Genomic DNA, 20,592 nt, shown 5'->3' with positions numbered 1-20,592 from the left:
TCCTATCGGGTGACAAATAAGTTTTGAAGTAGACAATAAAGTTTTGAAGTAACAAATAAAGTTCTGAAGTAACAAATAAAGTTTTGAAGTAACAAATAAAGTTCTGAAGTATAGAAAATGACCTTTTTGGCGAAATTGTATATTACCAAGATATATGGGACATTTGTCCTACGTAGTCAGCAGTTGCGTTCACTCCATTGGGTGAACGCATATTTTATTTTAGGGGGAATGAAGGATGAGTAGAGGAAGTGCTATACGAAAAACGCAGATGAACAGAATTAAGGACGGAAGAGGTCAAGGATACGGAAAGGATTATAAGCCTTTCATTCAAGCAAGTGACAACAAAGCTCCCTCACTTGGATATCTAATCAGGGAGTTAGGATGGAAGACTGGCAGGATACACCACACGCTTTCTAAAGAAGAAAATCGCTATCTAATGGTATTAACCTGGTCAGATAAAGTCGTAGATATAAGAGAACAATACCCACTTACACCAATTGAACGGAGTATTGAAATCGCAGAGCAATTGAATATTAAGCATGCTAATAAAGATAATGAACCAATTCTTACAACGACCGACTTTATGGTCACAATTGAGACAGAGAAAGGGTTAGAAGATGTTGTTAGAACGATAAAGATTCCTAGTGATTTAACTCCGAGGACGCTGGAACTCTTTCAAATAGAAAAAACCTTTTTTGAAGAGCAAGACATCAATTGGGGCATTATTCTTTCTACACATTTACCTATGAATCTAGTGAAGAATGTGGAGTGGATGTATGAGGGTAAATATTTGGATAGTAGAGAAGGAATAGACATAGAGGTGATCGATCATATCTCAGAGGCATTCCTTCATTTGCTTACAAAGAATAACGGTCAAATACCAATTCAAAAGCTATGTCAGCACGCTGATAAACAATTTGGATTAGAGGAAGGCTCATGTATGTTCATATTAAAACACCAGTTAGCTAACAAACATTGGCATACAGACATGATGAGTCAACAAATTAGAATGTCGAAACCATTAATCATTAGAGGAGGAATAATAAAATGATATTAGAGGGTTCTTTATATCATCTTTATAGTTTGAATGGCAATAACGATATTATTCTTAGAGTTCTTTGGAGTTCTGAAGATAAATCTAAAATAATTGTGATGAACACGACAAATTCAGAACATATGGAGTTCCCTTACATATTGGATTCAGAGGAGTTGATTAGCAATATACAACAAGAAAAAGCTATTAAATTAAACTACGAGCCTGACCAGCAGATCATGTATCCCACAGATGAGTATCTAATTAAATATGTTGAGAGTAGGGATACAAAATGGGAGATGATTAAGGACATAGTACAAATGGAGCCAGAGATTTACGATCCTAAAGTAAGATGGCAATTAATTAAAAGTGTTATGGAAAAATTTAAAGTTAAAGAAAATATTATTTACGATGCCTTAAAGAGGTACTGGTTCTACGGTAAAAATATGAATGGCTTATTAAATAATTATCATAATTGTGGTTCAAAAGGGGAGGAGAGAGTGTATAGCAAAAGACCAGGAAGAAAAGGTTCTAATATCTATCAGCTCAAAGAGAGTGACATTACTTATTTTCAGGAAGCGGTTAGTAAATATATCATTCAAGGTCGATTAAATTTTCGTGATGCACATCAACAGCTACTTGAGAACTATTATAAAAAGCCTGGATATCGGTTAAGAGGAGTACTAGTACCGATAATTGTCGAGAGTGAAGCACCAACAGAGCGTCAGTTTAGATACTGGTATAACAAGGAGTATCCGTTTAAAACAAGAAAGGCACATAAAGTCGGTCGAAGAAATGCCGAAAAGGATTTTAGAGCGCTATTAAGTAGTAGTTCAGTTTACGTCGAAGGACCAGGGGCTCTGTATCAAATAGATTCTACACCATCAGATGTTGATGTTGTTGCTTTAGACGGGAGGACCACGATAGGAAGACCGACTACTTTTATTGTTAAAGATGTGTTTTCTCGAAATGTAGTTGGCTATTCATCTAGTCTAAAACATGCATCTTGGATAGAAGGGGCAATGATGGCATTGGAAAATGCATCAGCCAATAAAGTGGAATACTGTAAGAAATTTAATGTTGATATTAATGAAGAGGATTGGCCCGCGGCAAACTTACCAAGAGAAATTGTTGCAGACAGAGGGGAAATGAAAAGTAAATATCCAAATGGGATCGTTACTTTAGGAATAAGAGTAGCTAATACACCGTCATATCGGCCTGAATTGAAGGCAGTAGTTGAACAACATTTTCGAATCAAAAATGATATGATCAAACGAATTTTAGGTAAAGCTGGTGCAATTACAAAGGGGAAAAGAGATCCAGGTGACCCTGATCCCTCTGACACAGCAGCAATAACTTTTGACACATTTAATAGAATTATGATTGAACATATACTTGCTTTTAACAAAATGTCACTACCTAGGGATTTTTTAGTTACTCCTGAGATGTTTAAAGAGAACGTAGAACTAACACCAAATGCGTTGTGGGAATGGGGAAAAAAGAGAATGCTTCTGCATGAAAGACCCAGTTCAACCATTCACTATGCCTTGTTACCAAAAGAGACAGCAAAAGTAACCAGATTCGGAATCGAATTTAAAAAACTTTGCTATAGCTGTGAAATCGGAGAGGAGAAGGGATGGTTTGATAGTGAGAGAATCGAAGGGAAATCTAGTGTCACTATCGCTTTTGATTCAAGAAACTGTAGCCAAATCATCGTTCAGTTACAAGATGCAACACTTATTTATTGTAGATTAACACTCAAATATCAAGAATATGAAAATTTATGTTTCGAAGATGTTAAAACAATCTTTGATTTTAGAAGCGAACAATATAAAAATAAATCCAATTCGAATAAACAAACAAAGGCGGAGTTTAATGCTATTTCTTCTAATGCAATAAAAGAGGATGTCAAATTGACCAAAGCTGAAAATGTAGGTAAAAGCAAATCTGAGAAAAAATCGAATAAGCGAGCAAAACGAGTCTATGAAGCAATGAAAAGAAGTTCACAAGCAGCTTTGACGGCAGTTGCTAAAGGAAACGACCATCATGAGTCACAAGTACTACAAACCAATGAGGTGAAAAAGAATAAGCTAAACAGTAACATTAATGATTTTCTAAAAAGTATGTATGAGGAGATGAGTGGTGCATGAATACGAATCCAAATTTAAAAGTGATAAGTGGTCGCCATTGCCAAGCGAAATATAGTGAACAGGTTATCCCGGAGAATCAAGGGAATCCTCACATAGAGGCACTACCCAATCGAATTGAGGATAAAGACATATTTATTAAATTATTTAGCAAACCTGCCTTTAAAGGAGATTTATTTCAAGTTGACATCGAGGATCGACTAGCATTAGTACAACAGATCGGCAAAAGTTTCTGGTTGCCTCCAGCATCTCAGTTTTCAAAATATCGGCAGCTTTACAACATGATAAAAATTGGTTATCAATCAAGGAACCCGTTGTCCCCGGAATATAATAGACAGTATGCGATTGGAATAGAAGAGATATTTGAACATGGTACCGATGACGAAGGAAAGAACCTTGCTGGGGTCTGTCATACTGCCGAAATGTATGCTGAGATTGGTTTGAGTGGCGTTGGTAAAACCCTCGCTCATAAAAAATTGTTCGAGCTATTTCCACAAGTTATTCATCATACCTCTTATAAGGGTAAACCACTTAAACGAACTCAGGTAGTATGGTTGCATATTGAATGTCCAAGTAATAAATCACTTGGTGCTCTATGTCGTAATTTTTACTCACAAGTTGATAGAATATTAGGCACTGATTATTACGAGAAATTCGGAGAAAGGGGGGGCACGATTGAGAAGTTAATAAATAGAATGGTTAAAGTTGCTAATCTTATTAACCTGGGAGTACTAGTCATTGATGAGATCAATAGAGTTCATAAGGCGCATTCTGGTGGCGACGATCGAATGATCGAATTTATTACTGAGCTTACAAATACAATCGGGGTACCTATTATCATTATGGGAACGTTCAAGTCACTATACTTGTTTAAGAATTCATTAGCTAATTCTAGACGTGGTATTCCTGATTCTTACACTGAAAATGTCACAGGTCGCATGTTAGAGGATAGTGAAGAGTGGGAACAACTTATCACAGCCTTGTGGGATTTACAATATACACTAACGAAGACAAAACTTAATGAGGAAATTAAGAAAGTTATGTATTACCATAGCATGGGGATTGCAGATATAACCGTAAAATTATTTATGCACGTTCAATGTCAAGCCATTCTTCAAGGAGGTACAGAAGTTATTACCCCTGGCTTAATTCGTGCCGTTGCAAATAACAGTCTGAGGCTGGTACAACCTTTTTTCGAGGGGATAAGAAGAAATGAGGATGCAGCTTTAGAAAAATATGAGGACGCGAATCCCAATTGGAAAGAATTTAACGAGTATTTAAAAGAGGTTAATCATAGGGTTTATGTACATGGTGATTTAGCCGAACAGCATGAACGGGTGATTCAATCGAAGGAAAGGGAAGAAATCCTAGCTAATCTCATACAATTTGCAAGTAAGCTGGTTGACATCGATAGAGCTGAGTTACTTTCAAGAACAGTGTATGACGCTAGTAGCGGAATGGGAGATGTTAGCTCGATGTATCAACAACTAGCTGATCTAATATATAAACCAGAGCAATCCAAATCGGATAAGGAAAAAGGAAGTTTGAGTACGCTACCAAAACTTGCAAAAATCCAAAAGATAAATCCCTTAATGAGTGAATCAGATCTTAGGTTTATTGTGGATAATGGGGCAATCAAAGAACTTTCTGTTGAGGAATCATTGTTTGAAGCTGGTGTAATTAAAATACCAACAGAATTTATTGGTTAATGAGGAGGAGACAAGTTGATTGTGTCATTTCCAATGATGTTACCTGATGAACTTTTCTATAGCTGCTGTGCAAGGTATCACAATGAAAGTGGTAATGAAGATGTCATGCAAACTCTTAATGATTTGTTTGGAAAACCCCACATGGTCCTTGACCCGACATACCCGAAAGGGTTAAATAACTTTGTAGCCCAAATGAATACTAGCGTCCAAGTTGACCAAATAATCAGAGAGCATACGATTTTCCCTCTATTCGTTCCTTTTCTTGATAAGAGAAGGCTTGATCATTTATATAAGATGTTCAGTGGAGAGGGTAAAAACTACGCAAATCATATTCTGGGAATAAAGAATGATTTAAGAATAATCTCATTTAAGTATTGCCGGATGTGCTTATTGAATGATGAAGTGAGGTTTGGCGTACCCTTTTGGCATAGATCACACCATTTGCCAGGAATACATAGTTGTTTAATTCATCATGTGCCATTAGAGTCACATTGTCCTGTTTGTTCAATACAATTCAGACCCGTAAAGGGGAGTTTAACTCGGCTAAATCGATATTGTGAAAACGGGCACGATTTAACAAAGGTCGTTCGAATAAATAATTCTCGCGACGAGCATCTTGAGCTGATGAATGGGCTAGCACAAGATGTTAGTTTAATATTTCATCTTGATGAAGTTACATATAATTGGAGCGATATATATATATTAGGCTTGAAAGAGCTAGGATATGGTGGATTAAATCGAAATGTTAATTTAAGGAGATTACGGGGGGACATGCAAAAGAAATATCCAGAGTCGTTTCTTGTTCGATTAGGATGTCAATTAGAAAAGAACGGAGATTGGCTTACGAAAATCTATTTAAAGAAAACCTCTAGCTTCCATCCCGTTCAACATCTTTTGATGATTCGGTTCCTGTTTGGTTCTTCGAAGGAATTAATAGCCTGGATAGAAAAAAGTAAAGATAAATATCAAAATATACTTGCTGCATGAAACCACCAGGATCTTCCTGATGGTTTTCTTTTGTGCCAGCATATGCGCTATTCAGGAATTTCAGAATGCAGCAAAAACTTTTTCTATGCTGTGTAGCAATGTAAGAACTTAAACGCCTGTTAGTAAGTTCAGAAGCTAACCTCAGTAGGGCAACTTTCGTTCAAAATATGAGCTTCAAGTAACTCTTCTATATGGGGGGAGCAATTGTGAAATTGTGTACAGGTATTTTTAATAGATTTTACTGTCAGTGTTTTCACTGAACTTCTTACTTTTTCAATAGCTTTAGGGAGTATCCTTTTTAGAAAATCTTCCCTAGATTCGTGGATTTTATCAATGTAGTTATATGTTTTAGGAAGCATACTTTTATTCTTACGTGATCGAATCCTATATAGATCAGTTTTTGCAAGTCTACTAAGTACTGAATTCTTTGATATAGAACGCATTGGATTTTCAATTAGAATATTATGATGCAAAAATTGAATTTTCGTAAGAAGGTCACTATCAAGAGAATCGTATTTAAGGTTACGAGGGCTAGGTTTTCGACGAGGCAAAATTGTTTCCATCCACTCTTTTTCGTGTTTTTTTAGAAAGCGATAACGACTAGAACCAAATTTTACTTGAATCTGTACTCTTGTTAGTCCTGTTTCTTGATCAAGTAACTTTATAAGATCTTGTTTAAGGCGGTCAACATTGTTGAGGTGAACAAAGTGTAAATCGAATTTCCTAATGAATCTATCTTGTTTAAACTTTTTTTTCTTTTCATCTAAATATTTTTTTACTGTAGATTTATTAGATAGTACGACCTTGCTTATTTTAATATATGAATAATTTGAAGTATTATAAAGCTTGTCGACAGTGTTTTTCCATAGAAAACCCATGTCAACAATAGAGTAATGCTCCTCGTCTTCGTACCCCCATTTGCTTTGCCTAGAATAACTCATTCCACAAACTGGACAGGTAAATGATCCAGAAACATAATGATGTATACTACGATTACAAGAGGTAATATTTCTCTTTCCGTACTGCGAGCAAAAACGATTTACACACGGCCATGGCCCACAACCAAATGGTAAAGGATAGGAGTAGGCAACTGTATTATCTAAGAATTCGTTAAGTGATTGAGTGAGAAACAAAATGATTGAAATATAAAAAGGGATGTACTTCGCCATTTGATTAATGGTTAGAAATTCCATAAAAAAAATTCGTGAGTTAACTAATTCTCTCGTAACCCCAAGGATTGAATAAAATTCTTCTCCATGAAAAGAAATTAGATCGTATAAAAAGAGTTTTTTATTAACAGTCCCTTTAAAATTTATGTATCCTTTTAAACCAACGTATGTAAGTATTCTGTTGAGTAATTCTTCTGCATGCAGAGTTGAGGAAGGCTCAGAAAGTTTAATAAGAGAGTTATATATATTTAATATTTGTTTATGAGCTGGTACGTACTCATTGTATGATACCGGATGATGATTGCTACATTGTGGAAGTGAAATCAGCTTCTGATTCCATTTCTCTGCAAATGGTACATTACATTCGCGGCAGTTCGTTAAAAGTGAAACGTGATGAGTTGGGCAAGAGGAAAGAAAATGAAATTGATGGGTACGATGAACATATATTTCTTTATGATTTTTTTCATCTTCACCTATACAGATTGGACAATACCTGATTTTTGGACTGACTAAGTTATTAATGGAAAAATTACACCGTATAGATGGGGTGGTTAAAATTGTACTAAATTCCTTTTTTGATATAAATGGCTTAATGTAAGGGAGAAAAGTGTGATTGTTAATGAATTGTTGTTTCTCTTCACCAGAGAAACATAATCTTTGGAATAGAAATTCCAAATTCCTTGGTAGTACATCTTCATTCTGGGGCACATTTACCGAGAATAATTCTAACTTTGATTTGCGAAAATCACCATTCGTTGAGTCTCTGTGATATCTGTTGAGTAAACTCCTCAAGTCTTCATTCGGATACAAAATTGGGAAATTAATCAGAGTATCCAATCTAAGCACCTTCTTTTATTGATTCATGTATAAGAGTATTGATTTTACATGCATATAAGTATTTATTAGTGCGTTTCTGGTAATAATTATATTAAGTTTAACTAATAGTTTAGTAGAAGGAGATGCAAGAAATATGGAACAAGTGGAGTACATGCTTTGCGATGAGGCAGTTATCACAAACAAGGGATTCTTTTTTAAGGGTAACTACTATACATGTCAATCTGCCTTAAAAAAACAGTTGTTTAGTCCAGAGAACTGCGTGGATCGAAAACTTGTGGAAGTTCTTTACGAGCCACTCTCAACTGAGAGGATTTTACTTAAATTAGAAGACTGGAAGTACTTTTTTGCTTACTTATTGAAAGAGGATGATACTATGACTCGAGAGGATGTAGAGGAGTATCATAGGAAAATACAAATTTTAAAGCAGAACCAGGTAAAGGTAGAGAAAAGAAAAATTCAACGAACAATTATTGTAGCTGACAATAATAATTGCAGTTGAATTCATCAATACTGACTTATTTATATACTTTCAACACTTCACGAATAACACTTTGAAACATAAGAATTTCATTGACCTCAAGCTTACTGAGTACATTAATAATTTCACTTGTAGCTGCTTCATGCACAGATGAAATCGTGTGGAGATCATTTGATTCTGCAGACTTTAATAAATCTGAGAGATTAACAGAAAGACAATCGGCGACTTTCTCAAGATTACTCAATGAAATATTGCGTTCTCCTCGCTCTAACCCACCAATGTAGGTAAAATGAAATCCTGATTTTTCACCTAACTCTTCTTGTGAGAAACCTTTAAGCTTCCTTAGTTCACGGATAGTTTCACCTAAACGAATAAGTAAAGTTGACATTTAGTATCCCACCTTTAGTTAAAGTTTAGATAAGGGATACAAATGTAGTAATGGGTATAAAAGTATTATTTATATAGTGCAATTAAGTATTATATATGTAGTGTTAGTTACTATGCAATCATGTGTAATAATCAAATATTAAGGGAGGCGATTAATTAAAAGAATTAATTAAATTTATTGAGAAAACAATATTATATACGTTTGCGTAGTTTCATATGTTTACTTTATATATAGAATATAAAGACAACCAAGTTGACATTTATTGATTTTGATGTAAAAATGAATTAACTGAATGTTCGAATAAAATTCATTGACGAGAAAGAGTACGCTAATCCCCTTGATCCGCAGAGAGTTGGTGCATGCTGAAAGCCAACGTTCAAGACTTAGCCGAAAATCCTCTCCGAGAAGGAAAGCTGAAGTAATTGAGTAAGCTGACCCGGGTTCCTGCCGTTACAAAGGATGCGTATGATGGTACGTAGTAAGAGGTGTCGTAAGATCATGTTGTACATGATCGTTACGGAACTAGGGTGGTATCGCGAGATGAAATCTCGTCCCTTATGGGGCGGGATTTTTTTGCGTTTTCTACGTTTTCGTCAATGAATGAACTTCAAGTTGTAGTTAAAGAGAGGATGGGAAATATGAGAAAAGTTGATGTGAAAGAGAAGGCAAGGACCAGGGAACTTCGTGTTCTTGAGCAGTGGAAACAGAATGATACGTTCCGTAAATCGATAAAAAATCGCGAGGGGAAACCGAACTTTGTTTTTTACGAAGGACCTCCAACTGCGAATGGAGAGCCTCATATCGGCCACGTACTTGGGCGTGTGATCAAAGACTTCATCGGCCGTTACAAAACGATGTCCGGCTATCGTGTCGTCCGCAAAGCAGGTTGGGATACACATGGACTTCCTGTCGAGCTTGGTGTGGAGAAAAAGCTAGGAATTTCCGGCAAGCAGGAGATTGAAACCTATGGAGTTGCCGAGTTTGTGGAGAAGTGCAAAAGCAGTGTTTTCGAATATGAGAAACAGTGGCGTGAAATGACCGAAGCCATCGGATATTGGACCGATATGGAAAATCCGTATGTTACTCTGACGAACGATTATATTGAAAGTGTATGGCATATTTTATCCACGATTCATCGAAAAGGACTTCTGTATAAAGGTCATCGCGTAAGCCCGTACTGTCCTGATTGTCAGACAACACTCAGTTCTCATGAAGTTGCTCAGGGCTATGAGGATGTCAAAGATTTGAGTGCCACTGTGAAATTCACAAGTCAAATAGGACATGAACATTTCCTAGCATGGACGACAACGCCGTGGACATTGCCTGCAAACGTCGCTTTGGCTGTGAATAAAAATTTGGATTATGTCAAAGTAAAAAAGCATAATGAAGTGTATATCGTAGCAAGTAATCTAGTCGAAAAGGTTATGAAAGAAGACTACGAGATCCTAACCACGCATAAAGGTGCTGAATTCATAGGCACGCCTTATGTGGCACCATTTGGCTATGTAAGTGTGAACAAAGGACATTTCGTTGTAGACGCGGACTATGTAAGCGACACTAGCGGTACGGGGATCGTCCATATTGCTCCCGCACACGGAGAAGATGATTACCGCACCGTTCGCCAACATGAATTGGATTTCGTGAATGTCGTGAATACGGCAGGCCGATACGTGGATCAGATTACGGATTTTGCAGGACGGTTTGTGAAAGATTGTGACATCGATATTGTGAAAAACTTGTCGGAGCGTAATCTCTTGTTCGCTAAGGAACGTTACGAGCATAGCTACCCATTCTGTTGGCGCTGTAAATCGCCGCTTCTCTATTACGCGACAGAGAGCTGGTTCATCCGAACGACAGCAATTAAAGATCAATTGATAGAGAACAACAGTCAAGTTACCTGGTATCCTGCGCATCTTCGCGAGGGACGATTTGGTAGATTTCTGGAAGAACTCGTCGATTGGAATATCAGTCGGAATCGTTATTGGGGGACACCGCTGAATGTATGGGTATGCCAAGATTGCACAGCGGAATATGCGCCAGACAGCCATAAGGATCTCCGGGAGAAGTCGATTCACCCGATCGAGGAAAGCCTTGAGCTGCACAAACCCTACGTGGATGAAGTGAAGCTTCGCTGCACTTGCGACGGTATCATGGATCGAACGTCGGAAGTGATTGACGTCTGGTTCGATAGCGGCTCCATGCCATTCGCCCAGTATCATCAGCCATTTGAGCATACGGAGCAATTCCAGGAGCAGTATCCTGCCGACATGATCTGTGAGGGGATTGATCAAACGAGAGGTTGGTTTTTCAGCTTATTGGCTGTCTCCACACTCTATAACGGGAAAGCTCCGTACAAAGCTGTCCTCTCAACAGGTCATGTACTCGATGAGAAAGGTCAAAAAATGTCCAAGAGCAAGGGCAACGGAATTGATCCATGGGAAATCATCAACGAATTTGGAACGGATTCTTTCCGGTGGGCTTTGTTAGCTGACAGCGCACCTTGGAATAGTAAACGCTTCTCCAAGCAAATCGTAGCCGAGGCAAAATCCAAAGTCATAGATACGATTCATAACACCCATGCTTTCTATGCGTTGTATGCGACACTTGATAAGTATATGCCAGAGGAACATCCGCGGCAGTTCTCTATGAATGTACTGGACCGATGGATCGTGTCGCGATTGAACAGCACGTTGCAGGGGGTTGTGAAGGGGCTGGAGATCAATGATTTCTTAAACCCAGCGAAGCAAATCGAAGCGTTCGTCGATGAACTAAGTAACTGGTACATCCGACGTTCGCGGGATCGCTTTTGGGGGAGCGAGTTAACTGTGGATAAATTATCAGCCTATCAAACTTTGCGCGACGTTTTGCTGACCCTTGCACGAATGATAGCACCATATGCGCCGTTTCTTGCAGATGATTTATACGATAATTTGGGTGGTATGAACAGTGTTCACCTAACCGATTATCCTACGGTGAATGAGTCTATATACGATGTATCGCTTGAAAATGATATGGAAGCTGTGAGACAAATCGTTGAGTTGGCTCGTAACATCCGGAATGAAACGGGAATCAAGACTCGGATGCCGCTGTCTGAAATGCTCATTTCGCTTGAGTGTGAATACAACCTAGACCAATTTGAAGCTATCATCAAGGATGAGATCAATGTCAAAGAAATCCACGTTGTACAGAGTGATGCCGGTTTCGTACGCTTCCTTTTCAAATTAAACTTGAAGACAGCAGGTAAAAAGTATGGGAAGCTCGTGGGACCCGTGCAAACGTATTTGAAACAGTTATCCGCTGCACAAACAAAAGAAGCCATCGATAATGGCTATCTGGATGTTATGGTGGAGGGGGAATCTGTGCATATCTTACTTGACGATTTACTTGTAGAAAAACAAGCGAATGAAGGTTTTGCATCAGCAACGGGTTACCAAATGACAGTTGCCTTAAATACTATAATTACCGAAGAATTAGAACAGGAAGGTATAGTTCGGGAGGTTATACGTACCATTCAGGACTATCGTAAGAAGCTAGGGCTCCCCATCGAAAAACGCATTAATCTCGTCCTCGATGTGGATGAGAAGTTGAAAACAGCATTATTACGGTTTGAGCATCTATTGCAGGAAAACGTACTACTAACCCAAGTTAGATATGCAAAAGAAACCGAAATGGATTCTGTTTCGTGTGGGGAAAATAACTTTGGCTTGCTGATTGAGTAATTTATAGCAAAATAATCAAACTGGCTGCCTGCATACTGGGGCAGCTGTTAAAGTTACGGGCAATAAGGTTGAATATGATAAAAGTTGCTTAATCGGGAAAATTATTGAAGAATTGATCCATTTTTTACAGGAGGAAAATTATGAGAAAGACTGGATTGTGTCTTTTGGTAATGTTTTGTCTAACCTTTTTGAATCCATTTTTGCCACAGTTAAGAGCGAAAATGTCCATTTTCTCGCCACAGCAAATGATTGATATGTCAGATTGCGTTGTGTTGGGTAAAATTGAAAAAGAGCTTATTTCTATAAAACAAAACGCTGAATATACAGCGATACACACCGAAGTAACTATTTCACTTGAATCCGTTCTGAAAGGCGATATTTCACAAAAGGAAATTGTATTACAGTACGATTCTCGAACAGATAGAATGCGTACAGATGGTGTAGACTTTGATTTTCCTAAAAAAGGAACGAAGGTTATGCTTTTGTTAAAGCAAGGAAGAAGCGGAATAGCACTTACGTATGCAAACAGTATTTGTTTAATCAATAAAAATATAGTTTCGTTGTATAAAGGTACTGAATTTGTGGGTAATTGGAAAATTACAGATTATAAGAACACCTACCAAACCTTTTACGACAAAGCTCTTTTGACTTACTAAACGCTAACGAAAACTAATAGTTCAAAGCCAACACCGATTGAATTTCTGGAATAGTAACCAGACGTTTTGACATCTTGGTGTGGGGGAATAGAGGAAAAGTACCATTTTCCATGTTCATCCAATATGGGCGCATTCTCCAACGATTCCCGTGGAGGTTCACCCTCCGACCAGAACCATCCCTTTGCAACATTGCAACTCCTTGATGAGCTGCCTGATCGTTTGCTTCGTGCTTCGGTTTTCGGGAATCGACAGCACCAGTTCAATCCCGAATCGACTGCTATCCGAATCGAAATCCTGCTCCCGACTCGAGTGCCCACCCGCATGTCCGAAAGCATCGGACAAAATGATTAAGCCCTTAGGGAAAGCATCCCAAGGGCTTTTTTGTGCTTAAAAGTTTGGTTATGATTATTAAATAATTCCTAATTATCTTCAAGTAAAATATAGGCTTCCATTCCTTTATCAAACACAATTATCTGCCTAGCATCATTATACACCATGTCATTAATTTCAAGATGACTCAGCGTTTTCTCCTCGCCGGTTACCTTTTGCTTTACTTTGTATTCCATGACCTCAACCCCTAAACAATAAATTCCTCGAAGACAGGCAACCGCATTAAACCTGATTTATACCAGTCCCGGTACTTCACCTTACAACGTACTAATGGTTTAACAAATACGTGATCTTTGCTCTCACCACTTTTGTATGCTTGGAATACTGGCCACATGGATTGGCGGGCTGACTGGGTTATTCCCAACTCCAAAGCACCGATTGGTCTAATTTTGTCGCCATCTGGATAACCAAGTAGCCAGGAATGTTCCTTCTTGCTATATCCAGTTATATAGACTTCTGCTTTTTGATAATTAATTACCTTTTGCCATGACCACGAGCGAATTGAGCGCGATAATCGTAAATCCGTTTCATACTTCGAAGCCTTCTTTTTTATCACGATTCCTTCAAGCCCATGCTGACATACGATATTAAAGAAATCTTGTGTGCTTCCCTGTATTGGTCGTACAATTCTGTAGTTTTCATTTTCCTGCACAGCCTCTTCAAGAAGCTGCTTTCGTTGTTCTAACGGCATACTAGTTACATCTACGCCGCGGTGGTACAAGATATCAAACGCCATAAATACGATTGGCTTTCTATTCTTGCTGGATCGGAATCCTGTGTTACACGCTTCGAAATCGGCTCGACCTTTTTCATCAAGTACTACAATCTCGCCATCTAGGATGGTTCCTTTCGGAATAGGCGGGTTGTGCAGCTCTGGATATTTAGCTGTTGCATTTGTGTTTTTTGTATATAGATTTAGTTCATCCAAATTAGAAACGATCAACCTTATGCCATCCCACTTGAGTTCGGCAAAAGTGGAAGAGTCATCAAATGCCAGATTGTTTTTACTGTATTGTAGAAGCATTGGAGGAATAAACATTTTCTTCATCACCCATAATAATGGTACACCTTAGAGCAGTCTGTGACTAATGGAATTTGAAGGAATTAAGGAGCCTTGTTAAATGAAAAAAATAGTAATCCCCAGTTCATTTGTTTGTTTGAGCATTGCAACTGCTATCTCATTTCCAGTTTACTTCGCTCTTAAAGGAAGATGAACCACATGGATGAAGAAGTCCAGAGTCATGAGCTCCGGGCTTCAATTAAATAGGCTTTGGCAGCCATGTATATAACCTGGCATAGCTTAATACAGGCTGACCGCAAATGACATAATCGGGAGCTTGTTGATGTAACTAGTCTATGATCGATGAATAACCTATATAGATAGCAAATCCCTGATTGGCCATAAATGGCCAATGGGGATCTTTTTTATTTTTAGTACTTACATAGCGAATGCGTGTTCGTTATATAATAAATTATACGAACATATGTATTGTGATGGTGGTGAGAAGATGAGTGTTATATCAAGAGTTGAGAATGCGGAGGATGTTCAAATTATTAAAGAGTATACGTTATTACTCATTTTGCTCGATATGTTAACCAGGGACATGGAGGAGCTGAAGATATATAAAGATAAAATCGTATATAACCATGTTCTCTTTTATTTGAAAGAAGTGGAGAGCGATATTTACCCCCAAATACAAATTATTAAGAACAGTATGAAGAAGAGAGATATCAAAGTGCTCAGCACAACCACGAATGCAGTCGGTATTAACATAGAATACAAAGTCCGAGGTTATATCTATTATTTCACGATGTTACGAAGCTTAGTTAAAGCAGAACTAATGACTACGCTGATGAACATGCGGAGGCGAGTTTAGATGAGTAAAAAATGCGAAAGGACAATTTTCCTATCGGATTGTCAGTCATTCTATGCAAGCGTTGAAAAGGCTACTCATCCTGGCCTTGATAATTTACCTGTTGTTGTAGCTGGGGATCCGACCAGGAGATCAGGAATCATTTTGGCGGCATGTCCTATCGCAAAAAGCTTTGGTATTACTACAGCCCAGCGTCTTGGTGAAGCCTTACAACTTTGCCCAAATGCTATTGTAATGCGTCCGCACATGCAGCGCTATATTGACGTATCGCTTGCGATAACAGGTATATACGAAAAATATACTGATCTCGTAGAGATATTTTCAATCGATGAGCAGTTCTTGGATGTGACTGGTTCACTCAATCATTTCGGTTGTACGCCATATGAACTGGCAGTAATGATTCAACAAAAAGTTGCTGCATCCATGAACGTTCGAATTCGAGTAGGAATTGGACCGACTAAAATACTTGCAAAGCAGGCAACTGATAATTTCGCAAAGAAAAATCCGAGTGGAATATTTACGCTTGGCAAGGATGACGTTGAGCGATTCCTTTGGCCGTTATCCATCGATAAGATGTACGGAGTTGGTTCACGAATGACACGCCACTTTGTCGCTCTTGGTATGACAACTATAGGTCATGTGGCTAAAACCCCACTAGCAACGCTAAAACAGAAATTTCGTGCACGTTTCGGAAAGCAATCGGATATTCAAGCGGAAGTAATGTGGAGAACGGCAAACGGATTAGACGATAGTCCTGTTACACCTGGAACATTTGATATCGAACCAAAGTCAATTGGCCACGCTATGACGCTACCTCGCGATTATTTGACGGTTGAGGAGGTTGACATAGTACTGTTGGAGTTAACGGAAGAAGTGTGCCGCGATGCTAGGTCGAAGGGATTTACAAGCGGGACAGTCCACGTTTTCTGTATGTGTTCGCCATATGACTCTCCAACAGGCTTTAGTCAACAACGAAAGATGCCACTAAATACAAATCATACGTTGAAAATTTACAACTCTGTGCGTGAAATATTTCGCCGCAATTGGAACGGATTACCTGTAAGGAAAGTAGGCGTTACACTGGGAACACTTGCAGAGGAAGAAGTTACTCAACTTGATCTTTTCGAAGATGTGACGAAATTACGTGAGCTTGATCGCGTAGTGGATGGAATAAAGGACCGTTTTGGTAATACAGCAATCATTCGTGCTTCGAGTCTAATGAAAGCAGGATTGGCAACGGACAGGGCCGGTAAAATTGGGGGGCATTATAGATGAGCAAGAAACTAGAAATGAACGGTCTATGGGAATCAAGTCGGATGATGCTTCCTTTATCTACGGAAATTTGAACATAATAACATTTGAGCATAAATATTAAAAAAAGCCAAGCTATTTCGGCTTTTTTTAATTTCCAGCAATCTTATATTGTTCATAAATGCCCCCTTTATTAATATGGAAATTAGCTACATATCCAATGAATGATTTTAAGCAATATGTTGTGCATAATTAGGAGTTGAACTATGGAAGTCACTCTATCATTTAGATTCTAGGCCACAGAATGTGATTGTTAAGGTAAAGGATTATCAATACGCGAATTGCCAGATTTCTTCAATACGAAAAGGTACATTCGGTTGGGATTTTGTGGAGTTTAAGGAACACACGTATATAAAGATGGAAAATCGGTACATGCTGATTTATCAAAGCGCAGAAAGAGTCACGTTGACGCTGTCGCCTGCAAGGTAGGCAAAACCCCAATATCAATTAAAAAGTTTTTCTATCGAACTACCCCAAGTAATTCGATACGTATTGAAATGGTTTCTTTTTCAAAATATTCGGGTTGGATTCTTCTTACGGTTACCGATGCATCGTTTTCATTTGGCACATCAAATTCATTTGAGAATAAGACTAAATCCACAACTAAATTAAGAAGATCTTCGATAGCACCTGTTTCTATTTTAGCTTTTACTGATGAAGCAAAGCTTAAAATGGAAGAACGAGATACTTTAACTTCGATAGTTATAGAACCAATGTCAATATCCAGACCTAATGAAACTCCTTTGTTTTTAGATATAATATCCATATCAATATCTACATCTTCAAGCCTGATTATTAGCTGCCCAGAAGCTCTCCATATATTAGCACCTCTGACCCTGTAGAGAGCTTGGATTGAACCACCGGCTTCAACATCATCAAACTCAATTTTAATACCATCATTCTGAATTGTAGCATCATCGAAGTTAATTTTTACCCAATATTCTGCACTTAAACGTAGGTCACCCCCTTGACTCCATCCATCGCTTTTTCCAGCATTGAATGATTTGATTGTTTCAGTTAAGGCTTTTTGACTTATACCAAACCCTATTTCAGAATGTAAATTACGTGCAGCAATAAGATTCCTTAACATTGGTTTGTCACTAATTTGCAAGGGGTTATTCAATGCTTTGGTATTGCATTCACCGGTTCCATATATTGAAAAAATGGGGATAATATAATTCAGAGTTTTTCCGTTAACAATACCTGATTTATAATCAAATTTAATAAAGTAAGCTCTAATTTTATCCAAGTCACTCCAATTGCTTGGTAATAATACTTGAGCAATGATACTTAATAATACTTCACCGAAATCTGTATCTACTTTCCCTTCCGATATTTCTAATATCATTTGTCCTTTATACTTTTCAAAATCATCATTTGTAGGAAATAGCCTGTCAAATTCCTCTTGATCTTCAATTTCTAGATTCTTATCGATTTGTAATGCAGCCTTCACGAAACGGAATTCAAAATACCCGTCAGAGTTGATAAGAATGGATGGTAATGCTTCGACGTGAAATTCAACGTGCCATCTGAAAACCCTTATTGGTCCTGAGCTCAACATAAGTTGAAATCCGATATTAAAATCTATTGTCCCAGAGGTATTATTAATTTTAGCCAATATTCTTACAGGGTACCCATTATATTTTTCATCAAGGTAACTAAGCATGATATCATAGCTCATATTGTTAGGAAGTTTCTTTTCCCAATTGTGTTCTGAGTAAAATAGATTTGAAAAGATGGTTATTAGATCATCACTAAACGCGTAGCAGATCGGATTTACAATGTTTTCTTTGCTTGCATCGGAAAGGGATGACCTTACAACATCCTGAACTTGTGTAAAATCAGGTAATGTTTTAAGAGCTAAATTAAACTCTTCTGAAGGTGACATTTCGGATATGCTAAATGCAGTTTTAACTTCAACATTTAAAGGAAAGAGTAGACCAGTTCCGCCATTAAAAACAACCAAAGTTTCTGTACGATTATTTATCTCGTAGACGATCGATTTCTCCTCATAGATTACTCCATTATCTACGTAGGAGAATTTCATTTGAACATAAAATTTGATTTTTGTGTCGGGTTGATTGGTAATGTTAACTTGTAATTTATATCTTGAATAAGACTGAGAATCTTTCATAGTAAAAGGAAGTTCAACAATTGCTTCTCCCAAAGCAGTCGATGTTCCAATAACGGTTCCTAAGTCAATTTCATCATCTAATAATCTTAATTCTTTAATTGGTTGTAAAGTGCTCATTTTATCCCCCCAAATTAATGTAAAACGAATATAGATATGGCTCTAGTGGCACATTCAATTTTAACCAGGTATCATGCTCTCTATGCGTACAATACAAGATTGATTAAGCCGCGGCACAACCCGCGTGAGCCTGGCAAACTGACGTGCACACATTTGTTAGACACTACTAACAATGGAGGTGCGGGTCAGACGTGGGGGGACTGCTTTTTTTAAGGATTTACATTAACTTTGAAAGAGGCCCGTAGAGCTTTTGGCTTTTGTATGTTTTTCATGACCTGTATTCCAAAATTCTAAAGATGATCATGCAATTTATTATCGTTTTGTTTGTCCTGGTCATAAAGATGAGTTAGTGATAACCAAAGAATTTGTGCGAGCAGAGGTCAGTGCTAAGATTGTAGGGTACATACAAAGTTTTGTTAGTACCCTACAAAACGCGTCCGAAAAAGAATAAGAGCATGGTCAAAGGTATTCTTAAACTAGCTGATTGATTGTACGGATAATGAAAACGGATTTGGGAGAAAAAGTTTTGGTTGTTGCATGAAAAACATAGAGCTAGTGAGCATAATTAATAATTAATTTTGCTCAAGATGAATAATGTACAATTTAAAAAGCTTAGAAAAGGCTTATTTAAGAAGGGAATATAGATGAAAATAAATTTGTGTACAATATATTTACGTAGATTCCTTCCTCAACATAAAGAGTCCGCAACCAGAGTTCAGGAAGAAAAGCAGTACACTCAGCGGAAAGTAATCGATGAGCAAGAAATTCATTTCATTTCTGCTACACTTAGTGTTGCCGCTGAATCATAATGCCCAAAAGCTGACGGAATTGCCTGTCCAAGGATTGACGAATATAATGACCGTATCACAGTAAAGGAAAAGGACGCCTCCATAAAACGTGTACCTGTTGGCGCAGGTTCACCGGAGACATCCTCTCACAAAAAAATAACATGGTCATTGTATCAAATTATGAGCTGGTTGAGAAGATCGCCGGCGTTTTTTGTTAGGTGTGTGGAAGTGGTTCCCTCCCCTTGTTGTGGGGAAAAACTCAAGGTCATTGGCAGTCGTAAGCGAATCAGTAGGAATGCCACTGGGGAAGTCAAGTTATTAGCCCTCCGAAGATTACGCTGTACCGGTTGTCGTAAGATCCATCATGAACTACCAGACTGTTTGGTTCCTTACAAGCGTTACGAATCTACTTGTCTAGAGGAAGTGGTTTCAGAGGAGGAGGCGGGAACTGTTGTTGCAGCAGACGACTCCACATTGTACCGCTGGCGAAGTTGGTACAACGAACTAACAACCTACTGGTGCGGCGCTCTTTCCTCGATCGCAGTTCGTTTTCATCAACAACCCATGGAGGCTTCGTCCACCCCTTCATTGTCTGCACACCACAGAATTGGACAAATCGTTGGCGATGCGCCCGGATGGCTGGCCAGAGTTGTCCGTCCCATTACCAATGTGAATTTATGGCTACATACCCGTTCTGCATTCTTGTCCGCAGATGCTTTTGGTAGACTCAGTTCGTAGTCTAGCAAAGGGAGATGGGAACGAATGAAAGATAAGCAAAAAGCGGAAGAGATTGCCGCACAACGGGTGCAGTTGTTGTCACCGCTACTCGCAGAAGGACTGGATCCAGCCAAAGCA

16 protein-coding genes, 1 pseudogene and 1 other annotated feature are annotated in these 20,592 nt (G+C 38.2%); of the genes and pseudogenes, 11 read left to right on the top strand and 6 right to left on the bottom strand.

The genetic code is table 11. The annotated features are described in order from the left end of the window. The first annotated feature begins 235 nt into the window (after window positions 1–235). The 4 genes from AC58PQ_RS22450 to AC58PQ_RS22435 are packed head-to-tail and all read left to right on the top strand — an operon-like array spanning window position 236 to window position 5,876. Window positions 236–1,051 (top strand): TnsA endonuclease C-terminal domain-containing protein, encoded by an 816-nt coding sequence (locus AC58PQ_RS22450; RefSeq protein WP_497245497.1) that lies wholly within the window; start codon window positions 236–238, stop codon window positions 1,049–1,051. Then, the gene (locus AC58PQ_RS22445; protein ID WP_497245495.1) at window positions 1,048–3,183 is read left to right on the top strand and encodes a TnsB C-terminal domain-containing protein; all 2,136 of its coding nucleotides are present in this window, start codon (window positions 1,048–1,050) and stop codon (window positions 3,181–3,183) included. Before AC58PQ_RS22450 ends, AC58PQ_RS22445 begins: the two co-directional genes overlap by 4 nt. After that, on the top strand, window positions 3,180–4,889 hold the full coding sequence (locus AC58PQ_RS22440) for an ATP-binding protein (protein ID WP_497245493.1): 1,710 nt from the start codon (window positions 3,180–3,182) through the stop codon (window positions 4,887–4,889). Before AC58PQ_RS22445 ends, AC58PQ_RS22440 begins: the two co-directional genes overlap by 4 nt. Before the next feature lie 21 nt (window positions 4,890–4,910). Further along, window positions 4,911–5,876 (top strand): TniQ family protein, encoded by a 966-nt coding sequence (locus AC58PQ_RS22435; protein ID WP_497245635.1) that lies wholly within the window; start codon window positions 4,911–4,913, stop codon window positions 5,874–5,876. 128 nt (window positions 5,877–6,004) lie between these two features. Here the strand turns inward: AC58PQ_RS22435 and AC58PQ_RS22430 are convergent, their stop codons facing one another. Further along, window positions 6,005–7,882, bottom strand: a complete 1,878-nt coding sequence (locus tag AC58PQ_RS22430) for a TnsD family Tn7-like transposition protein (protein WP_497245491.1) — start codon at window positions 7,880–7,882, stop codon at window positions 6,005–6,007. A gap of 133 nt (window positions 7,883–8,015) precedes the next feature. Here AC58PQ_RS22430 and AC58PQ_RS22425 point away from each other — a divergent pair, with 133 nt between their 5' ends. Continuing rightward, complete coding sequence (locus AC58PQ_RS22425) at window positions 8,016–8,381, top strand: hypothetical protein (protein WP_497245489.1); 366 nt, start codon at window positions 8,016–8,018, stop codon at window positions 8,379–8,381. 16 nt (window positions 8,382–8,397) lie between these two features. Here AC58PQ_RS22425 and AC58PQ_RS22420 read toward each other — a convergent pair whose 3' ends face one another. Beyond that, a complete protein-coding gene (locus AC58PQ_RS22420; RefSeq protein WP_497245487.1) occupies window positions 8,398–8,748 on the bottom strand; it encodes a helix-turn-helix domain-containing protein in 351 nt (116 codons plus the stop codon). Between the two features lie 301 nt (window positions 8,749–9,049). Further along, window positions 9,050–9,307 (top strand) — a binding site (T-box leader). Between the two features lie 79 nt (window positions 9,308–9,386). Between AC58PQ_RS22420 and ileS the strand changes: the two genes are divergently transcribed. Beyond that, window positions 9,387–12,467 (top strand): isoleucine--tRNA ligase, encoded by a 3,081-nt coding sequence (ileS, locus tag AC58PQ_RS22415; protein WP_497245485.1) that lies wholly within the window; start codon window positions 9,387–9,389, stop codon window positions 12,465–12,467. Between the two features lie 140 nt (window positions 12,468–12,607). Beyond that, entirely contained in the window at window positions 12,608–13,123 is a 516-nt protein-coding gene (locus AC58PQ_RS22410) for a hypothetical protein (protein ID WP_497245483.1), read from the top strand. A 156-nt stretch (window positions 13,124–13,279) separates the two neighbouring features. On the opposite strand, the gene AC58PQ_RS22405 is transcribed toward AC58PQ_RS22410, so the two are convergent. The 3 genes from AC58PQ_RS22405 to AC58PQ_RS22395 form a co-directional block, all read right to left on the bottom strand. Next, entirely contained in the window at window positions 13,280–13,465 is a 186-nt protein-coding gene (locus tag AC58PQ_RS22405) for a hypothetical protein (RefSeq protein WP_497245481.1), read from the bottom strand. A 77-nt stretch (window positions 13,466–13,542) separates the two neighbouring features. After that, the gene (locus AC58PQ_RS22400) at window positions 13,543–13,689 is read right to left on the bottom strand and encodes a hypothetical protein (protein ID WP_497245479.1); all 147 of its coding nucleotides are present in this window, start codon (window positions 13,687–13,689) and stop codon (window positions 13,543–13,545) included. Between the two features lie 11 nt (window positions 13,690–13,700). Beyond that, complete coding sequence (locus AC58PQ_RS22395) at window positions 13,701–14,561, bottom strand: ATP-dependent DNA ligase (RefSeq protein ID WP_497245633.1); 861 nt, start codon at window positions 14,559–14,561, stop codon at window positions 13,701–13,703. A gap of 460 nt (window positions 14,562–15,021) precedes the next feature. On the opposite strand from AC58PQ_RS22395, the gene AC58PQ_RS22390 reads away from it, so the two are divergent. Together AC58PQ_RS22390 and AC58PQ_RS22385 are read left to right on the top strand one after the other, a co-directional pair. After that, entirely contained in the window at window positions 15,022–15,390 is a 369-nt protein-coding gene (locus AC58PQ_RS22390) for a YhjD family protein (RefSeq protein WP_497245477.1), read from the top strand. After that, entirely contained in the window at window positions 15,391–16,662 is a 1,272-nt protein-coding gene (locus tag AC58PQ_RS22385) for a DNA polymerase IV (RefSeq protein ID WP_497245475.1), read from the top strand. Between the two features lie 496 nt (window positions 16,663–17,158). On the opposite strand, the gene AC58PQ_RS22380 is transcribed toward AC58PQ_RS22385, so the two are convergent. After that, window positions 17,159–18,949 (bottom strand): hypothetical protein, encoded by a 1,791-nt coding sequence (locus AC58PQ_RS22380; RefSeq protein WP_497245473.1) that lies wholly within the window; start codon window positions 18,947–18,949, stop codon window positions 17,159–17,161. 289 nt (window positions 18,950–19,238) lie between these two features. Here AC58PQ_RS22380 and AC58PQ_RS22375 point away from each other — a divergent pair. Next, window positions 19,239–19,400, top strand: a pseudogene (locus tag AC58PQ_RS22375) (YhjD family protein); the annotation flags it as partial. Between the two features lie 517 nt (window positions 19,401–19,917). Next, on the top strand, window positions 19,918–20,475 hold the full coding sequence (locus AC58PQ_RS22370) for a DUF6431 domain-containing protein (RefSeq protein WP_497245631.1): 558 nt from the start codon (window positions 19,918–19,920) through the stop codon (window positions 20,473–20,475). Window positions 20,476–20,592 lie beyond the last annotated feature (117 nt).

The organism is Paenibacillus sp. J22P143 (assembly GCF_059692035.1).
Note: the sequence above shows the minus strand (reverse complement) of the source record. Positions and strands in the feature narration are given on the sequence as shown.

Bases quoted from the DNA above. Each gene is read 5' to 3' on its own strand.
- AC58PQ_RS22450 (WP_497245497.1), top strand. From the start codon at position 236: ATGAGTAGAGGAAGTGCTATACGAAAAACGCAGATGAACAGAATTAAG.
- AC58PQ_RS22445 (WP_497245495.1), top strand. From the start codon at position 1,048: ATGATATTAGAGGGTTCTTTATATCATCTTTATAGTTTGAATGGCAAT.
- AC58PQ_RS22440 (WP_497245493.1), top strand. From the start codon at position 3,180: ATGAATACGAATCCAAATTTAAAAGTGATAAGTGGTCGCCATTGCCAA.
- AC58PQ_RS22425 (WP_497245489.1), top strand. From the start codon at position 8,016: ATGGAACAAGTGGAGTACATGCTTTGCGATGAGGCAGTTATCACAAAC.
- AC58PQ_RS22420 (WP_497245487.1), bottom strand. From the start codon at position 8,748: ATGTCAACTTTACTTATTCGTTTAGGTGAAACTATCCGTGAACTAAGG.
- ileS (WP_497245485.1), top strand. From the start codon at position 9,387: ATGAGAAAAGTTGATGTGAAAGAGAAGGCAAGGACCAGGGAACTTCGT.
- AC58PQ_RS22410 (WP_497245483.1), top strand. From the start codon at position 12,608: ATGAGAAAGACTGGATTGTGTCTTTTGGTAATGTTTTGTCTAACCTTT.
- AC58PQ_RS22400 (WP_497245479.1), bottom strand. From the start codon at position 13,689: ATGGAATACAAAGTAAAGCAAAAGGTAACCGGCGAGGAGAAAACGCTG.
- AC58PQ_RS22395 (WP_497245633.1), bottom strand. From the start codon at position 14,561: ATGAAGAAAATGTTTATTCCTCCAATGCTTCTACAATACAGTAAAAAC.
- AC58PQ_RS22390 (WP_497245477.1), top strand. From the start codon at position 15,022: ATGAGTGTTATATCAAGAGTTGAGAATGCGGAGGATGTTCAAATTATT.
- AC58PQ_RS22385 (WP_497245475.1), top strand. From the start codon at position 15,391: ATGAGTAAAAAATGCGAAAGGACAATTTTCCTATCGGATTGTCAGTCA.
- AC58PQ_RS22380 (WP_497245473.1), bottom strand. From the start codon at position 18,949: ATGAGCACTTTACAACCAATTAAAGAATTAAGATTATTAGATGATGAA.
- AC58PQ_RS22370 (WP_497245631.1), top strand. From the start codon at position 19,918: ATGAGCTGGTTGAGAAGATCGCCGGCGTTTTTTGTTAGGTGTGTGGAA.